The 16747-nt window shown below is 71.9% G+C and carries 12 protein-coding genes; 7 read left to right on the top strand and 5 right to left on the bottom strand.

Going from position 1 to position 16747, the window contains the following annotated elements:
- Positions 1-134: 134 nt before the first annotated feature.
- From AB0A63_RS32240 to AB0A63_RS32230, 3 genes are read left to right on the top strand one after another with little or no spacing between them, the layout of a single operon-like run.
- Positions 135-1622, top strand: a complete 1488-nt coding sequence (locus AB0A63_RS32240) for a histidine kinase (protein WP_360397863.1) — start codon at positions 135-137, stop codon at positions 1620-1622.
- Positions 1619-3100, top strand: a complete 1482-nt coding sequence (locus AB0A63_RS32235; RefSeq protein WP_360397861.1) for a histidine kinase — start codon at positions 1619-1621, stop codon at positions 3098-3100. Before AB0A63_RS32240 ends, AB0A63_RS32235 begins: the two co-directional genes overlap by 4 nt.
- 9 nt (positions 3101-3109) lie before the next feature.
- The gene (locus tag AB0A63_RS32230) at positions 3110-3751 is read left to right on the top strand and encodes a response regulator transcription factor (RefSeq protein WP_360397859.1); all 642 of its coding nucleotides are present in this window, start codon (positions 3110-3112) and stop codon (positions 3749-3751) included.
- A 3-nt stretch (positions 3752-3754) separates the two neighbouring features.
- On the opposite strand, the gene sthA is transcribed toward AB0A63_RS32230, so the two are convergent.
- Positions 3755-5170, bottom strand: a complete 1416-nt coding sequence (gene sthA, locus AB0A63_RS32225; RefSeq protein ID WP_360397857.1) for a Si-specific NAD(P)(+) transhydrogenase — start codon at positions 5168-5170, stop codon at positions 3755-3757.
- Between the two features lie 54 nt (positions 5171-5224).
- The gene (locus AB0A63_RS32220) at positions 5225-6241 is read right to left on the bottom strand and encodes a hypothetical protein (RefSeq protein WP_360397856.1); all 1017 of its coding nucleotides are present in this window, start codon (positions 6239-6241) and stop codon (positions 5225-5227) included.
- A 195-nt stretch (positions 6242-6436) separates the two neighbouring features.
- Here AB0A63_RS32220 and AB0A63_RS32215 point away from each other — a divergent pair, with 195 nt between their 5' ends.
- On the top strand, positions 6437-7105 hold the full coding sequence (locus tag AB0A63_RS32215) for a DNA alkylation repair protein (protein WP_360397855.1): 669 nt from the start codon (positions 6437-6439) through the stop codon (positions 7103-7105).
- A 9-nt stretch (positions 7106-7114) separates the two neighbouring features.
- A complete protein-coding gene (locus tag AB0A63_RS32210; protein WP_360397853.1) occupies positions 7115-7675 on the top strand; it encodes a GNAT family N-acetyltransferase in 561 nt (186 codons plus the stop codon).
- Here the strand turns inward: AB0A63_RS32210 and AB0A63_RS32205 are convergent.
- The 3 genes from AB0A63_RS32205 to pheS form a co-directional block, all read right to left on the bottom strand.
- Positions 7644-8141, bottom strand: a complete 498-nt coding sequence (locus AB0A63_RS32205) for a hypothetical protein (RefSeq protein ID WP_360397851.1) — start codon at positions 8139-8141, stop codon at positions 7644-7646. The genes AB0A63_RS32210 and AB0A63_RS32205 overlap by 32 nt on opposite strands.
- A 376-nt stretch (positions 8142-8517) precedes the next feature.
- Complete coding sequence (pheT, locus tag AB0A63_RS32200) at positions 8518-10995, bottom strand: phenylalanine--tRNA ligase subunit beta (protein ID WP_360397849.1); 2478 nt, start codon at positions 10993-10995, stop codon at positions 8518-8520.
- A gap of 5 nt (positions 10996-11000) precedes the next feature.
- The gene (gene pheS, locus AB0A63_RS32195) at positions 11001-12068 is read right to left on the bottom strand and encodes a phenylalanine--tRNA ligase subunit alpha (protein ID WP_360397847.1); all 1068 of its coding nucleotides are present in this window, start codon (positions 12066-12068) and stop codon (positions 11001-11003) included.
- 122 nt (positions 12069-12190) lie between these two features.
- Between pheS and AB0A63_RS32190 the strand changes: the two genes are divergently transcribed.
- Together AB0A63_RS32190 and AB0A63_RS32185 are read left to right on the top strand one after the other, a co-directional pair.
- A complete protein-coding gene (locus tag AB0A63_RS32190; RefSeq protein WP_360397845.1) occupies positions 12191-13951 on the top strand; it encodes an HSP90 family protein in 1761 nt (586 codons plus the stop codon).
- 3 nt (positions 13952-13954) lie between these two features.
- Positions 13955-16657, top strand: coding sequence for a hypothetical protein (locus AB0A63_RS32185; RefSeq protein ID WP_360397843.1), 2703 nt, complete (start codon positions 13955-13957; stop codon positions 16655-16657).
- Positions 16658-16747 lie beyond the last annotated feature (90 nt).

Here is a 16747-nt window from a genome sequence, read left to right as displayed (position 1 = left end):
TGCACGCGGGGAGCTTTCGTACTCTCCTGGGGCACGCGGGGTCCCCGCGTGTCGGCAAAGCGTGGCCGGGTGGCTGGGGGATTGGGGTCGGGTGGCGCTGGGCGCCACCGGGGCGGTCGGCGAGGATGATCGCCGTGAACGTGAGGCTGCGCGACGGGTTGTGGGCGGGCGGTGCCCTGCTGCTGGCGCTGATGTCGCTCATGACACCGCTCGGCCGGCCCGCCGCGCCGTGGCTGGTGGTCGCCTCCGCCGTGTGGGCCGCGGCGGTGGTGCCGGTCAGTGCTCGCTGGCCGCGAGCGGCGCTGCTGCTCACCACTCCCCTGCACGCGGTCAACAACCTGCTCGCGATCGCGCCCACCTCGCTCGTGGTCTTCCGCGTGGCCAGGACGGTCCCCGCCCGGCAGCTGTGGCTGCTGGTGCCCGCGACCGCGGCGCTGCAGGCCGGGTTCGGCGGGCTGCACTCGTGGCTCAACGGCGACAACGTCACCGAGTACCTGCTCGGCACCGGGTTCTCGGTGGTGTTCCTGCTGGTCTTCCCGGCCGTGGCCGGTGCGCTCGTCGGGCGCCGCAAGCCGTTGACGCAGGTGCTGATGGAGCGCAACGACTACCTGGAGCACGCGCGTGTGCTCACCGCGAGCACCGCCAGGTCCGACACCAGGGCGCACATCGCGAGCGAGATGCACGACGTGCTCAGCCACCGGCTCCGGCAGCTGACCGCGCACGCGGGCGCACTGGAGGCCGCCGCAGCCGAGCAGGCACCGGAGCTGCGCGAGCAGGTGGAGCTGATCCGCAAGACCTCCGCGGTCGCGATGGACGAGCTGCGCGAGATCCTCGGCGTGCTCGGCACGGCCACCGAGACCGGTGAGGACGCCGGAACCCGCGCCGACGTCGAACGGCTCGTGGCGGCGTCGCAGGACGCGGGCGTCTCCGTGCACCTGCGGTGGACGGGCGACGATCTGGCCGATGCCGACGCACGGCTGCGCAGGGCCGTTCATCGGGTCGTGCGTGAAGCACTCACGAACGTGCACAAGCACGCGCCGTCAGCCCAGACCCGCGTGTCGGTGCACGTGGCCGAACGGGTGCGCGTGGAGGTGGTCAACGGCCCGAGCGGCGAACCCCGCGGTGGCGGCACCCGGCGCGGGCTCATCGGCCTGGAGGAGCGGGTCACGCTCATCGGCGGGCAGTTCGACGCGGGCCGGCTCGCGGGCGGGTTCCGGGTGGCGGCCGACTTGCCGGCGCACCCGGTGGTCCAGGAGGAGACGGGCGCGACCGGTGCCGTCGCGGAAGCGCCGCCGCCGGTCACCGCCGACGTCCTCACCGTGCCGCGGGTGGTCGGCAGCGGCTGCCTCGGCGTCCTCGCCGTCGTCCCCGCCGTGGGCACGGTGCTGGTGCTGGTGGTGATCGCGGTGTTCGGCCGCGGCGAGATGACCCGGCAGGAGTTCGACGGCTACCGGGTGGCGGTCACGCACGAGGCCGAGGTGACCGAGACGCACGGCTTCGGCGTGCCCGCCGACGGTCCCGGCTGCTACCGCTACCCCGTGCGCGACGACGACGGGCACGACTTCGAGCTCTGCTTCACCCGGCAGGGCCTGCTGACGACGAAGAGGGAGCTGGCGCGGTGAGGGTCGCGTGGCCGGTGCTGGCGTTCCTGGTCGGTCTGGTGCCGCTGCTCGCACCGCTGGCGCCGGTCCCGCACCCGGCGCTGACCGTCGCGACCGCGCTGTGGGTCGCGGTGCTGGTGTGGCTCGCGCCGCTGCGGCCGGAGTGGGCGCTGCTGCTCACCGCGCCGCTGTTCGCGGTCAACAACCTGTGGGCGCAGGCCGTGACGATGTTCGTGGTCTTCGCCGCGTGCCGGCGCGTCTCCCGGTTCGGCCGGCTGTGGGCGTTGCTGGGGCTCATGACGGTGCTGCAAGGCGGGTTCAGCCTGCTGCAGGAGAGCTACCGGACCACGCCGCCGGCCGAGTCGCTGCTGGCCGCGGCGGTCGGGTCGGTCTTCTTCATCTTCTTCCCCGCGGTGTCGGGGATGCTGCTCGGCCGCCGCAGGCCGATGGTCCGGCTCCTGCGGGAACGCAACGAGTACCTGGAACGAGCGCGCGCGCTCACCGCCGCGTCGGCCCGTTCCGAGGAACGCGCGCACATCGCGGGCGAGATGCACGACATGCTCGGCCACCGGCTCAGCCTGATCTCCATCCACGCCGGCGCGCTGGAGCTGACGACCGCCCGCAGGGCACCGCAGCTGCAGGAGCAGGCCGAGCTGATCCGCACCACGTCGTCGCTCGCGATGGCCGAGCTGCGCGAGATCCTCGGCGTGCTGCGGACCAACCCCGAACCCGAGTCGCTCGACGAGGACACCGGCACCAGGACCGACATCGCGAACCTGGTGGAGAACGCGGCCGCGGCGGGCGTCGCGGTGACCCTCGACTGGTCCGGCGACGACCTGCACGGCGCCGACCCGCGGACCCGGCGCGCGGTGCACCGGGTGGTCGGTGAGGCGCTGAGCAACGTCCGCAAGCACGCGCCGAAGGCCCGCACCAGGGTGCAGGTCGCCGTCCAGGGCGGTCGGGCCAGGATCCAGGTCCTCAACGGACCGACCACCACCGTGCCCGGCAGGGGCACCCGGCGCGGCCTGGCCGGCCTGGAGGAACGGGTCGGGCTGCTCGGCGGCGCGTTCAGCGCGGGACCGCCGCACGAGGGCGGTTTCCGGGTGGCGGCGGACGTGCCGCTGCACCCGGCATCGCAGGCCGACCAGTTCGCCGCCGAGGTGCAGGAGGTGCCGCCGCCGCTCGCGGCCGAGGTGCTGACCGTGCCGCGGGTGCTCGGCGGCGGCTGCCTGGGGTTGCTCGCGCTGCTGCCGATCAGCGGCGCGCTGATCGTGCTGCTGGTCTTCGCGCTGTTCAACCCGACGCAGATGAACGCGCCGTACTTCGACTCGCTGCGGGTGGGTGTCACCACCGAGGAGGAGGTGTTCGACCAGTACGGGTTCGGGCAGCTCGGCGTGGACAGCTGCTCGCGCTTCCGCAGCTCGCACGACGCGGACCTGCTCTACAAGCTGTGCTTCCGCGAGGGCAGGCTGATCTCCAAGGAGCAGGAGCGCCCGTAGGGTGGGCGCGTGATCCGAGTTCTGATCGCCGACGACGAGACGCTGATGCGCGCCGGCATCCGGCTGATCCTGGAGAACGACCCGGAGATCACCGTGGTGGCCGAGGCGAGCGACGGCAGGCAGGCCGTCGAGCAGGCCCGCGCGCACCGGGTCGACGTGGCGCTGCTGGACATCCGGATGCCCGGCGGCGACGGGCTCAAGGCCGCCGAGCAGATCGCCGGGAGCACGAACGTCGTCATGCTCACGACGTTCGGCGAGGACTCCTACGTGGCGCAGGCGCTGAAGGTGGGCGCGACCGGGTTCCTGCTCAAGGACACCCCGCCGCAGGAGCTGATCACGGCCGTGCGCACGGCGGCCAGGGGCGAGCCGATCCTCGCCCCGCAGATCACGAAGCGCCTGATCGAACGGCACCTGACCGCACCGGACACCAGCGGGGAGGCGCGCCGCAAGGTCGACGCGCTCACCGGGACCGAGCGGGAGGTGCTCCGGCTCGTCGGGTCAGGGCTGTCGAACACCGAGATCGGCGAGCGGCTGTTCATGGCGACCGGCACGGTGAAGGCGCACATCAGCCGGATCCTGCCGAAGCTCGGCTGCGCCAACCGCGTGCAGGCCGCCATCGTCGCTCACGACGCCGGTCTCACAGATCGCTGAACCTCACAGACCGCTGAACCTGTCCAGCGCGCGGATCTTGTTCGTCGCGTCGAGCGCGGCGACCTTGTACGCCTCGGACAGCGTCGGGTAGTTGAACACCGTGTCGACGAGGTAGTCGACCGTGCCGCCGCAGCCCATCACGGCCTGGCCGATGTGCACGAGGTCGGTCGCGCCCGTGCCGAACACGTGCACGCCCAGGATCTTGCGGTCCGCAGTGGACACCAGCAGCTTCAGCATTCCGTAGGCGTCACCGACGATCTGGCCGCGCGCCAGCTCGCGGTAGCGGGAGATGCCGACCTCGTAGGGCACCGCGGACGACGTCAGCTCGGCTTCCGTGGCACCGCAGTAGGAGATCTCCGGGATCGTGTAGATGCCGATCGGCTGCAAGGCGGTCAGCTCGTGCACCGGCTCGCCGAACGCGTGGTAGGCGGCGAGGCGGCCCTGGTCCATCGACGTCGCGGCGAGCGCGGGGAACCCGATCACGTCACCGACGGCGTAGATGTGCTCGACCGGCGTGCGGTAGTGCTCGTCGACGGACAGCCGGCCGCGGCGGTCGGCCTCCAGGCCCGCGGCGGCGAGGTCGAGGTGTTCGGTGCAGCCCTGGCGGCCGGCGGAGTACATGACCGCGGCGGCCGGGATGCGCTTGCCCGACGCCAGCGTCGTGATCGTGCCCGACTCCGACACCGAGACGTCCACGACCTTCTCGTCGAACCGGAACGTGACGGCCAGGTCGCGCAGGTGGAACTTGAGCGACTCGACGATCTCCGGGTCGCAGAAGTCGAGCATCCGCTCGCGCTGCTCGACGACGGTGACGCGGGTGCCGAGCGCGGCGAACATCGACGCGTACTCGATGCCGATCACGCCGGCGCCGACGACGACCAGCGACGACGGGATCTCCTGCAGGGCGAAGACCTCGTCGGAGTCGAGGATCCGCTCCTCGTCGAAGTCCACGACGGACGGACGCGCGGGCGTGGTGCCGGTGGCGATGACGATGAACTCGCCGGTGATCCGCGTGTGGTCACCGCGGTGGCTGCCGTCGACGGCGACGGTGTGCTCGTCCACGAACCGGCCGAACCCGTTGAGCAGGTCGATGCCGTTGCGGTGCAGCTGCGCGCGCACGACCTGGACCTCGCGGCCGATCACGTGCTGGGTGCGGGCCATCAGGTCGGAGATCGTGATGTCCTGCTTGACCCGGTAGCTCGCGCCGTAGAGCTCGCGCTGGCTCATGCCGGTCAGGTACAGCACGGCCTCGCGCAGCGTCTTGGACGGGATGGTGCCCGTGTTCGCGCAGACGCCGCCGACCATCTCCTGCTTGTCGATGATCGCCACGCGCTTGCCCAGCTTCGCACCCGCGATCGCCGCCTTCTGGCCGCCGGGGCCGGAGCCGATGACGATCAGGTCGTAGTCGTACGACGTCATGGTCGGCAGCCTACCCAGCGCGCACCGGTTCCACGCGGGAACGACTGATCCGGTTCAGCCGGTCAGCAGCGACAACCCGCAGGCCGCTGTGCGCGCGGGCAGCCGGAGGATCAGGTCCAGCAGCCGCGCGGCTGCCCGGTACTCGGCCACGCGCTCGCCGAACGGCCGGGTCACGATCCCGCGCACCGCCTCGGGTGTCAGGCGTTCGTAGGCGGGCACCGTGTCGTGGCTGAGGAAGTCCCAGCGGGCCACCCGGTCCGCGTAGTTGAACGCGGGCAGCGGACCGCACAGCAGCGGCCGGTACTGCGCCGGGGTCCGCGCGCCCGGCACCGGCATCGGTCCCGCCACCGTCATCGCGTAGGTGACGATCTCGCCGGGCGGCAGCAGGCGGGCGCGCATCCGGTCGAACTGGTCGGGGATCACGAGGTTCTGCTCGCGGTTCGAGAACGCGAGCACCGCGCGTGCCGGGTCCGCCCAGGCCGCGGTGGTCGCCGCGTCGATGATCCCGGCGTCGCGCATCTCCTCCACGGCGGCGATGCCCCCGGCGAGGTAGGCGGCGTGCATCGCGCCGAGGTCCATGAAGATGTGCTTCTGCATCGACATCAGCATCGAGGAGAAGAACCGGAGCTCCGGCAGGGTGCCCAGGTCGAGCATGCCGGCGGCGAACGCGGGCGCGCCGATGTTCGCGAAGCCCATCCACCGCAACGTGTCCGGGTGCGCCAGGTAGAGCCGCGCGTAGAAGTCGTAGACGGCGAAGATGATCGGCCGGTTGTGCTCGGCCGGGCGCTGCGGGTCCCAGTCGGCCAGCCGCACCCCGGCGTCGTCGGCGGCGCGGACGACCCAGTACTGCCACAGCAGCGCCTGGTAGCGGGTCGGGTGCAGGCCCTTCGACCGGGCGGAGTCGAGCGCGCGCTCCAGGACGACCCGGTCGGCCGGCAGGTCGGGGTGCACGCCACCGCGCTGCTCACCGTTCCCGTTGAGCAGCGGCAGGTCCAGGAAATCCGCGGATTCCGCCTTGGTCGCGCTCATGCTGCCGAGCACGAGCGCCACCACCACCATCAGCACGCGCATGAAAGCGAACTGTAGTGCGCGCACAAGTGTTTCTTGTTCACCGTGAGGGTGTGGCCGGAGATGTTTTGCGTTTTCGTTAGCTAGGCCGGGCATTGTGCGTAGCGAAATTCAAGAAGTGTGCGCCGATCGACCGCCGAGCCTCGGGCAGTCGGGTCAACGCCCGCGCGAGCGGGACTCCGGTCGTACAGTGCCGCTGTGACTGCCGAGGACGTGTTGGTCGACGCCGTGCGGACGGGGCTGGCCGCGCTGGCCGACCCGGTTAAGGCACCGCAGATGCGGGCGTACATGAAGTCGGACATGCCGTTCCTGGGCGTGCCGAAGCCGGGTCGCACGGCGTTGCTGAGGACGTTGCCGCGAATCGACGACCGGAACGTTTGGTTCCGCGCCGTGCAGCGGTTGTGGCGTGAAGCGGAGTTTCGCGAGGAACGGTATGTCGCGCTCTCGTTGAGCGGGGACGAACGATTTCAGTCGGCCGAGCTCCTGCCGTGGTTCGACGAGATGGTCGTGACCGGTGCGTGGTGGGACCACGTCGACGAGATCGCGGCCAAGCGGATCGGCCCGCTGCTGCGCTCGGAACCCGCGGCCGTCCGGCCGGTGGTGCTCCAGTGGTCGGCCGACCCGGACCGGTGGCGGCGGAGGACGTCGGTCATCTGCCAGCTGGGCGCCAAGGCGGCCACCGACACCGAGCTGCTGACGGCGTGCGTCGACGCGAACGCCGGCGACCCGGACTTCTTCCTGCGCAAGGGCATCGGCTGGGCGTTGCGCGAGTACGCGAAGACCGAGCCGGACTGGGTGCGGGCGTTCGTGGCCGCGCGGCCGGGCCTGTCGCCGTTGTCACGGCGCGAAGCCCTCAAACACCTCTAGGTTGACCACATGAGGGGAACGCACGTCCGGCTGGAACCGCTGACGCCGGCACACGCGGAGGGCCTGTTCGAGGCGACCCGCGACCCGGACCTCTGGACGTGGCTGCCGAGCCGGCCGCGGACGGTCGACGAGATGCGGCAGTGGGTCACCGACGCGGTGCTCACGCGCGAGCCGTACGCGCAGGTCGAGAACGGCACGGGCCGCGTGGTGGGCACGACGTCGTTCTACGAGGTCGTGCCGGAGCACCGCAGGCTGGTGATCGGGTACACCGTCGTCGGCACCGACCGGCACGGCACCGAGATCACCCCGGAGGCCGAGCTGCTGGTGCTGACCGAGGCCTTCGAGACGCGCCGCGCGGTGCGGGTGGCCTGGCACACCGACGCCGGGGACGTGCGGTCCCAGCGGGCGGTGGAGGAGCTCGGCGCGGAACGGGAAGGCGTGCTGCGGGGGCACATCACGCGACCGGACGGCACCTGCCGCGACACGGTCGTCCACTCCGTGCTGGCCGACGAGTGGCCGGCGGTGCGGGAGCGGCTGACTAACCGTGTTTGGCGCGGCCCGAGTAGGTGAGCGGGAAGACCAGCTCGGCGCAGACCGCGGGGACGTCCGCGGCGACCTGGACCTTCATGGTCACCTCGACCGCTCCGCCCGCCGGGATCTCCACGACGTCGGTCAGCGGCACGACGCTCAGCACACCGGCCGGGCAGCCCTCGACGCGCTGCTGCGTGGCGTCCAGCGGCTGACCGGGCACCGCGGACAGGCTCTCGACGATGATGCCGACGGCGTTCGGGTTCGACAGCCGCACCGTGCGCTGGCCCACCGCACCCGGCGTGAGCTCGACCGGGGCACCGGAGATGTCGTTGATCTCGAACGGCTTGAGCTGCTGCATCCCCGACTCGCCGCTGCTGACGGAGTACGCCATCGCCGGGACCTGCGGCTCCGGCCACGTGAGGTGCATGGCCGCCACCACGGCCGCGCCGACCATGAGGATCGTCAACGACACGGCGATCTCCAGTCGGGGACCCAAACTACGCATGGCGCAACTCTCCAGAGTTGTTGCTCCAGGCGGTGGGTTCGCCTCTAGCTCCCCACCGGACCGGCGACCAGACTCGCCCGGTGGTTCATCGCTTCGCCCCTCGGCCCAGCGGGCCGCGCCGCCAATCTTGGAGAACCTTCACGTACTGCGCAAGCGTCTGTCGGGCGCCGATCTCCCCCTGTAATGAAGGACCTTCGGCACCTTGACAGCTACCCAGGGCCACCACCTGCCGGTTTGACCCCAAATCCCGGTTCTGGGGATTCAGCCGATCGAGCGATTCTTCGGTACGGCAGTTCTTCTGGACAACGGCACTCGTCCCATGACGCGGTGAAGCCCGGGACTCCGCGGAACCCCGGGCTTCACCGCGAGTGACCGGTCAGCCGCGCAGCGATGCTCCCACGCGCTCACCGGCGGCGGCCACGGCGGCGTCGCGGGCCGCGGTCGCCTCCTCCACCGTCAACGTGCGGTCCGGCGCGCGGAAGCGCAACGAGTACGCGAGCGACTTCTTGCCCTCGCCCACCTGCTCGCCCGTGTACACGTCGAACAGCCGGATGTCCTCCAGCAGCTCGCCCGCGGACGCGCCGAGCACCTCCGACACCGACTGCACCGGCACGGACGCGGCCACGACGAGCGCCACGTCCAGCAGCACCGGCGGGTACGGCGACACGACCGGGGCCGGGCGGTGGTCGTCGAGCGGCAGTGCGTCGAGGTCGAGCTCGAACGCCACCGTGCGCTTGGGCAGGCCCAGCGCCTCGACGACCTTCGGGTGCAGCTCACCGGCGTGGCCGACGGGCCAGTCGCCGACGCGCAGCTCGGCACAGCGGCCGGGGTGCCACGGCAGCAGGTCCGACGCCACGACGCGCAGGGTCACCCCGTAGGCCTGGCCCGCGCGGCGGGCCGCCTCGACGGCGTCCGACCAGTCGGCGATGCGGCCCTTGCCCCACCAGCCGGCCAGCTCGCGGTGGCCGGTCAGCACACCGGCGACGTGCAGCGGCTGCTGCGGCAGCGCGGCCAGCATCGAGGCGACCTCGGCCTCGGTCGGCCTGCGGTCCACGCCCAGCGACGGCACCGGGACCTGCTGCGCGCGCGGCAACGTCACCTGGGCGACGTTGTAGAGCGCGACGTCCTTGGCGCCACGGGCGAGGTTGCGCTGCAACGTCTCCAGCAGGCCGGGCAGCAGCGTCGTCGCGAGGACGTTCTTGTCCGCCTCCAGCGGGTTCAGCACGCCGACGGTGTTGCGGCGGACGTCGTCCTCCGCGAGACCGAACGCGTCGAACACCGACGGGTCGATGAACGGGAACGGCTTGACCTCGACGAAACCGTCCTCGGCGAGCGTGCGCCACACGGTGCGGCGGCGGCGCTGCTGCTCGGTCAGGCCACGACCGGCGGGCGCGGGCGGCAGCACCGAGGGGATCGTGTCGTAGCCCTCCAGCCGCAGCACCTCCTCCACCAGGTCGGCGGGCTGCACGAGGTCGGCACGCCACGTCGGCGGCGTCGCCGTGACGATCGTCTGGCCGTCGTCGGAGGTGGTCACCGCGACCTGGCAGCCGATCTGGCCGAGGCGCCGTGCCGTCACACCGCGGGCGTAGCGGACGCCGGCGATGCGGTCGGGCAGGTCGATCGGCATCGACACGGGTTCGGGCAGCACGGCCGCGCCGACGTCGGTGCGGCCGGGCTTGATCGCGCCGTCGCCGTAGTGCACGAGCAGCTTCGCGGCCCGCTCCAGCGCGACCGGGGCGAGCGCGGGGTCGACCGTGCGCTCGAAGCGCTTGGCGGCCTCGGACGGCAGCTTGTGGCGGCGGACCGTGCGGGCGATGGACGCCGGGTCCCAGTTCGCGGCCTCCAGCAGGATGTCCGAGGAGCTGTCGCGGACCTCGGTCGACGCGCCGCCCATGACACCGGCCAGTGACACGACCCCGGAGTCGTCGGCGATGACGATGTCGTCGACGTCCAGCGCACGCACCGCGTCGTCCAGGGTCGTGAGCTTCTCGCCCGCGACCGCCCGGCGCACGGTCAGCGCGCCCTGGACCGCTGCCGCGTCGAACGCGTGCAGCGGCTGGCCCAGTTCGAGCATCACGTAGTTCGTGACGTCGACCGGCAGCGAGATGGAGCGCATGCCGGCGAGCATCAGGCGGCGGCGCATCCACCACGGCGTGGGCGCGGTCGGGTCGACACCGGTCACCCGGCGTGCGACGAAGCGCGAGCAGCCGGCGCGGTCTTCGAGGTGGACCGGCCAGGCCTCACCCTCCGGTTCCGGGACCTCGACGACACCGGGGTCGCCGAACGGCACGTCGAGCGCGCAGGCGATCTCGCGGGCCAGGCCGCGCACCGAGAACGCGTAGCCGCGGTCGGGTGTCGGCGAGACCTCGATGACGCTGTCGTTCAGGCCGAGCAGCTCCATCGCGTCGTCACCGGGCGTCGCGGTGCCCGAGGGCAGCACGAGGATGCCGGAGTGGTCGTCGCCGATGCCGAGCTCGTCCGCGGCGCAGATCATGCCCTCGGACGTGCGGCCGTACGTCTTGCGCGCCGAGATCGTGAAGCCGCCGGGCAGCACGGCACCGGGCAGCGCGACGACGACCGAGTCGCCCTCGACGAAGTTCGAGGCACCGCAGATGATGTTGTTGACCTGCTCGGGGCCGACCTCGACCTTGCAGTAGCGGATCGGCTTCTTGAACTCGGTGAGCTCCTCGATCTCGACGACGCGACCGGCGACGATCGGGCCGGTGACGGGACCGAGCGGGCTCACCTCCTCGACCTCGATGCCGATGCGCACGAACGCCTCGGCGAGCTCGTCAGGGGTGGGGATCTCGTCGAAACCGAGGTGTTCGACCAGCCAGCTGACCGGGATGCGCATCCGGCTCAGGCCTCCGTTCCGAAAGGCTGGGTGAAGCGGACGTCGCCCTCGACCATGTCGCGCATGTCGGGCAGGCCGTTGCGGAACTGCAGCGTCCGCTCCAGGCCCATGCCGAACGCGAAGCCGGAGTAGACGTCCGGGTCGACGCCGCAGGCGCGCAGCACGTTGGGGTTGACCATGCCGCAGCCGCCCCACTCGACCCAGCCTGCGCCGCCCTTGCGCTCCGGGAACCACACGTCGACCTCGGCCGACGGCTCGGTGAAGGGGAAGAACGACGGGCGCAGCCGGGTGCGGGAGTCCTCGCCGAACATGGCGCGGGCGAACGCGTCGAGCGTGCCCTTGAGGTGGCCCATGGTGAGGCCCTTGTCCACGGCGAGGCCCTCGACCTGGTGGAACACCGGGGTGTGGGTCGCGTCGAGCTCGTCGGTGCGGAACGTGCGGCCGGGGCACACCACGTACACCGGCGGCTCGCGGTCGAGCAGCGTGCGGGCCTGCACCGGCGAGGTGTGCGTGCGCAGCACCAGCGCGGAGTCGGCCGGCGCGACGTAGAAGGTGTCCTGCATCGACCGCGCCGGGTGGTCCTTGCCGAAGTTCAGCGCGTCGAAGTTGAACCACTCGGTCTCGAGCTCGGGGCCCTCGGCGACCTCGTAGCCCATGGCCACGAAGACGTCACCGATGCGCTCGGCGAGCGTGGTGATCGGGTGGCGCGCGCCGCGCGGGAAGCGGTCCCAGGGCAGCGTGACGTCGACGGTCTCCTCGCGCAGCACCCGCTCGTCGCGCTCGACGGCGAGCACCGCGTGGCGCTCGTCGAAGGCGACCTTGATCGCGGACTGCGCCTCGTTCACCCGCTTGCCGGCGTCGGCCTTGGCCTTGGGTGGCAGCGCCCCGATCTCACGGCGGGCCAGCAGCACGGGCGACCGGTCGCCGAGGTGGCCGGGCTTGACCGCGGCCAGCGCCTCCAGGTCGGCTGCCCCGGCGAACGCCTCGCGCGCCTTCTGCACGGCGGCGTCGAGGTGCTCGGCCGACAGCGCCGCGACCTGCTTGGGGTCGTACGGGTCGTTGGCTCCGGACATGGTTGTAGGACAGCTCCCGTCACGGACTCGGTAATCAACTCCCCGATCCTAGTGGGTGCCCACTTGACCGCCCCGGGCCGTTCCACATAAATGGCGGCGCCGGCGTGGATCGCGTCCTTAGGATGGGCGGCATCATGTCGCACACCTTCCGCGTCGACCTGCGCGGCATCATCGACCTGCTCAGCCACCACCTGTACAGCAGCCCGCGCGTCTACGTCCGCGAGCTGCTGCAGAACGCCGTCGACGCGATCACGGCACGGCGCGAGCTCGACCCGTCCTGCCCGGCCGAGGTCTCGATCACCTGCGGCCCCGAGCTGACGATCACCGACAGCGGTGTGGGCCTCACCGAGGACGAGGTGCACGGGCTGCTGTCGACGCTCGGCCGCACCTCGAAGCGCGACGACCTGGGCTTCGCCCGCGAGGGGTTCCTCGGGCAGTTCGGCGTCGGCATGCTGTCGTGCTTCCTGGTCGCCTCCTCGGTGACGGTGATCACGCGCTCGGCCCGCGGTGGTGCGGCCGTGCGGTGGCAGGCGGACTCCTCCGGCAACTACTCCGTGTCCGCCGTGGACGGTGAGGTGGCCGTCGGGACGACGGTGGTGCTGCGGGCGTCGCGCGGCAACGAGCACTGGCTGGAAGCCGACGTCGTGCGGCCGCTGGTGAGCGACTACGGCGATCTGCTGCCCGCGGTCGTCACGGTGGACGGCGAGGTCGTGACGCGCGGGCTGCGGCCGTGGGACGACGAGGACGCGGAACTGTCCGCCTACTGCGAGCAGGTGCTGGGGTTCACGCCGTTCGAGGCGATCCCGATCGAGGTCGAGGCGGCCGGGCTGACCGGTGTCGCGTTCGTGCTGCCCTCAGGCGTGCACCCCGGGACGCGCCAGACGCACCGGGTGTACCTGAAGCGGATGCTGGTCGGCGACAACGTCGAGGGCCTGTTGCCGGACTGGGCGTACTTCGTGCGGTGCGTGGTCGACGCGTCCGCGATCCGCCCGACGGCGTCGCGCGAGTCGCTGTACCAGGACGAGATGCTGCTGGCGGTGCGCGAGGAGCTGGGCGAGCAGATCCGCGACTGGCTGATCCGGCTGGACGCGATCGAGCCGCGCCGCGCGGGTGAGCTGCTGGCCGCGCACCACCTGGGCATCAAGTCGCTGGCCCGGTCCGACGACGAGATGCTGCGGCTGGTGGAGCGGTGGCTGCCGTTCGAGACCACGGACGGTGCGATCCCGTTGCGGCAGTTCAGGCGCAAGCACGGCGCGATCCTCTACATCCCCGAGGTCGACGAGTTCCACCAGCTCGCCCCGGTCGCGGCGGCGCAGGGGCTCGGGCTGGTCAACGCCGGCTACGCCTACGACATGGAGCTGCTGAACCGGCTGAGCGCGCTCGACGGTCCCGCCGTCGCGCGGCGGGTCGCCCCGAGCGAGCTGCTGGCGGCACTGGCCGATCCGGAACCCGACGTCGAGGCCGCGTTGAAGCTGCGGCTCGCGGAGGGCGCGGCGGCGCTGGACCGGCACGACTGCGACGCCGTGGTCCGCGACTTCGACCCGGTCTCGCTGCCCGCGCTGCTGATCAGCAACGCCGAGCAGCAGCGCAGGCTCGACACCGAGCAGACCGCCGCCGACGCCGACCCGCTGTGGGCGGAGCTGCTGGGGCAGCTGACCGCGGACACCGGTTCCGGCCGGCCGGAGCAGCTCGTGCTGAACTGCCGCAACCCGCTGGTGCAGCGGCTCGCGCGGCTGACCGACCCGTCGCTCGTGGAGCTGACGCTCGAATCTCTGTACGTGCACGCCGTCCTGCAGGCGCGGCGGGCCATGCGACCGAAGGACACGGCGGCGCTGAACCGCTCGTTCCTGGAACTGCTCGACCGCGCCGTTGGGGGTAAGTGAGACATGGCCGACTTCACCGAGGAGGACGCGGAGAACGCGTTCCTGGAGGCCTACAACATGCCCACGGGCATGCCGAAGCACGAGGCGCTGGAACGGGTGGCGCGGATGTCCGACGCGCTCGGCCACCTGCCGCTCGGGGTGTCGTGCCGGATCGCGATGATCGACTCGGCCTACTACCTGTCGCGCTACGACCTGATGCTGGCGCCGTTCGCGTGGTGCCTGGGCGCGGAGGAGAAGGACCCGGAGGCGTTCAACGACTACGAGCGCCACTCGCTCGACTGGTCCCACAAGTGGATCTCCACCGGCCTGCGCCGCGACCCGCGGTTCTCGCTGGAGCAGCTGCAGGCCGTCATCGGGCAGCTCGCCGACCGCTACGGCCGGCTCGGGTACTCGGTGCAGCCGGTGCACGGCGCCCGCGCGGAGTACGCCTACCACGTCGGTGACCTGGACGGCGTGCGCGAGCACCTCGGCAGGTACCTGGCCACGGAGTCCGGCCCGATGGCCGACTGCGACGCGTGCGTGGTCGAGGAGCAGGTGTGGATGCTGGCGCGGCTCGGCCGGCACTCCGAGGCCGCCGGCCACGGCTGGGAGGGCCTGTCCGGCAACACCGGGTGCGCCACGCAGCCGCAGGGCATCCTGAGCGCGCTGCTGTGGCCGTTGCTGGAGATCGGCGACCTGGAGAAGGCCGCGCACGCGCACACCACCGCGTACCGGTTGATCAAGGACGACGAGATCACCTCGTACGTGCACGAGCACATCCGGTTCTGCGCGCTGACCGGCAACCTCGACCGCGGCGAGGAGATCCTGCGCCGGTCGCTGCACAAGGTGACCGCGACGCAGCTGCCGGCCGACGAGATGTCGTTCGCCGAATGCGCCTCCGTGCTGCTGAAGCGGCTCCCGGCCGACGTCGGGTTCGACGTGCCGTCGGTGGGCACGCTGACCGCGGCCCAGCTGCTCGACCGGTTGTCGGCGCGGGCCGTCGAGCTCGCGAAGGCGTTCGACGAGCGCAACGGCACCCCGGCGTGGACCGAGCGCGTGACGAAGGCGCTGGAGCAGGCCGACTACCCGCACGTGCCGCTGGCGGTCCCGGTGGCCGCGGCGCCGGCGCCGGCGGAGGAGCCGGTCGTCTTCGGCGACCCCGTCGACATCGCCACGCGGATGGTCGAGCTGTACGAGAGCGGTGACTTCGTGCAGGCGCGGCGGATGCTCGACTCGCTGCCCGCCGACATGGACGCGCTGCTGCCGCCGGACCTGGCCGCGCACGCCGGAATCCGCCGGATCACGAGCGGCCTGGCGCCGTTCGAGCAGGAGCACTTCGAGGCGCTGCTGGCGGCACTGCCCGCGGACATGGCGCTGCGCTACCGGGCCAGGATGGCCGTCAAGCTGGAGAACGGCCGGGAGCTCGCGCAGCGGTGCCTGGCCGAGGCCACTACCGACTACACGCGCACGATCGCCGCGCTGTCGCTGGCCGAGCTCCTCGACGAGGAGCACCAGCACGACCAGGCCGGCGAGATGATGGCACTCGCGTCCTCCTTGGACGTTCCGGAGCTGCGCGGCCGGGTGCTCGTGCAGGCCGCCGAGCACAAGGCCCGGCAGCAGGACCTCGACGGCGCGTACGCCGACGTCGTGGCCGCGCTGGCCGGTGACCTGCCGCCGAACGCCCGCTTCGAGGGCCTGCGGATGCGGCTGCGGCTCGAGACCCTGCAGCAGCGCGTGCCGGAGGCGCTGGCGACCGCGGCGGCGTTCGTGTCGTCGTTCCCGCTGCCGGAGTCGGCGGAGGCGCGCTGGTACCAGGTGGCCGCGATCCAGGAGCTCGACCAGGAGGGTGCCTGCCTGGCGGAGCTGCGGGAGGCCGTGGCGGTCTCGCGCGTGCACCTCTCCCCCGGCCACACCGCGCACTTCTGCTTCGCGCTGAGCGGTGGCTACGTGCAGACGAACCGGTTCGTCGAGGCCGCCGAGGTGCTGGAGGAGGCGCTGCGGCTGGTGCAGGAGGGCCAGGAGGACCTGCGCCTGCAGATCGTGTTCCGGCTCGGCCAGGTCTGCCGCACGCTCGACGAGCTGCCCGACGCCGTGAAGCACCTGCGGGAGGCCGCCGCCCTGCTGCCCGCCGAGGAGGTCGGCCGCCGCGCGTTCCTGCTCGACGCGCTCGCCTCGGTGCTGCACCGCACCGACGAGCACGAGGAGGCGACGGCGACCTACCGCGCCGCCGCCGAGCTGTGGCAGTCGGAGGGCAACGTCTCCGAGGCCGTCGGTTCGCTGATCGAGCTGGCCTCCGCCCTGCCCGGTGAGGCGGTGCGGGAGACCCGCTCGGCCCTCGACGACGCCGAGGCCCTGCTGCCGTCGCTGGACGACCTCACCGAGGTCACCCGGCGGCAGGCGGAGATCGCGGCGATCAGGGCGTTCCTGCACTCGCAGGCCGGTGAGTACGCGCTGGCGATCAAGTACAACCGCGAGGCGGAGGCGCTGGCGACCTCGTTGTCGGAGGACGGCTGGCGGACGTTCCTGGTCGTGCGCTCGGCACGGGTGCTGCTGGAGGCGGGCGACCCCGAGGGCTCCGAGTCCGAGGCCCGCCGCGCCGCAACCCTGCTCCCCGACGACTCACTGGTCGGCGAGGTGCTCTCGGCGTTGTCGGACGCCCTGGGCGCCCAGCAGAAAACCCCCGGCACCGACCCCCTGGTCCGCGCCCTGACCGCCCGCCTCTCCTGACCGTCACGCGGGGCCCTTTCGTTCCCCTGAGGGAAACGAAGGACTCCCGCGTGACATCAGAAGCGGGTGCACGCGGGGAGCTTTCGTTCA

Origin of the sequence: Lentzea sp. NPDC042327 (genome assembly GCF_040647275.1) — a bacterium.
GTDB lineage: Bacteria > Actinomycetota > Actinomycetes > Mycobacteriales > Pseudonocardiaceae > Lentzea.
The sequence above is the reverse complement of the archived record's forward strand: the minus strand, read 5'-3'. Positions and strand labels throughout refer to the sequence as shown.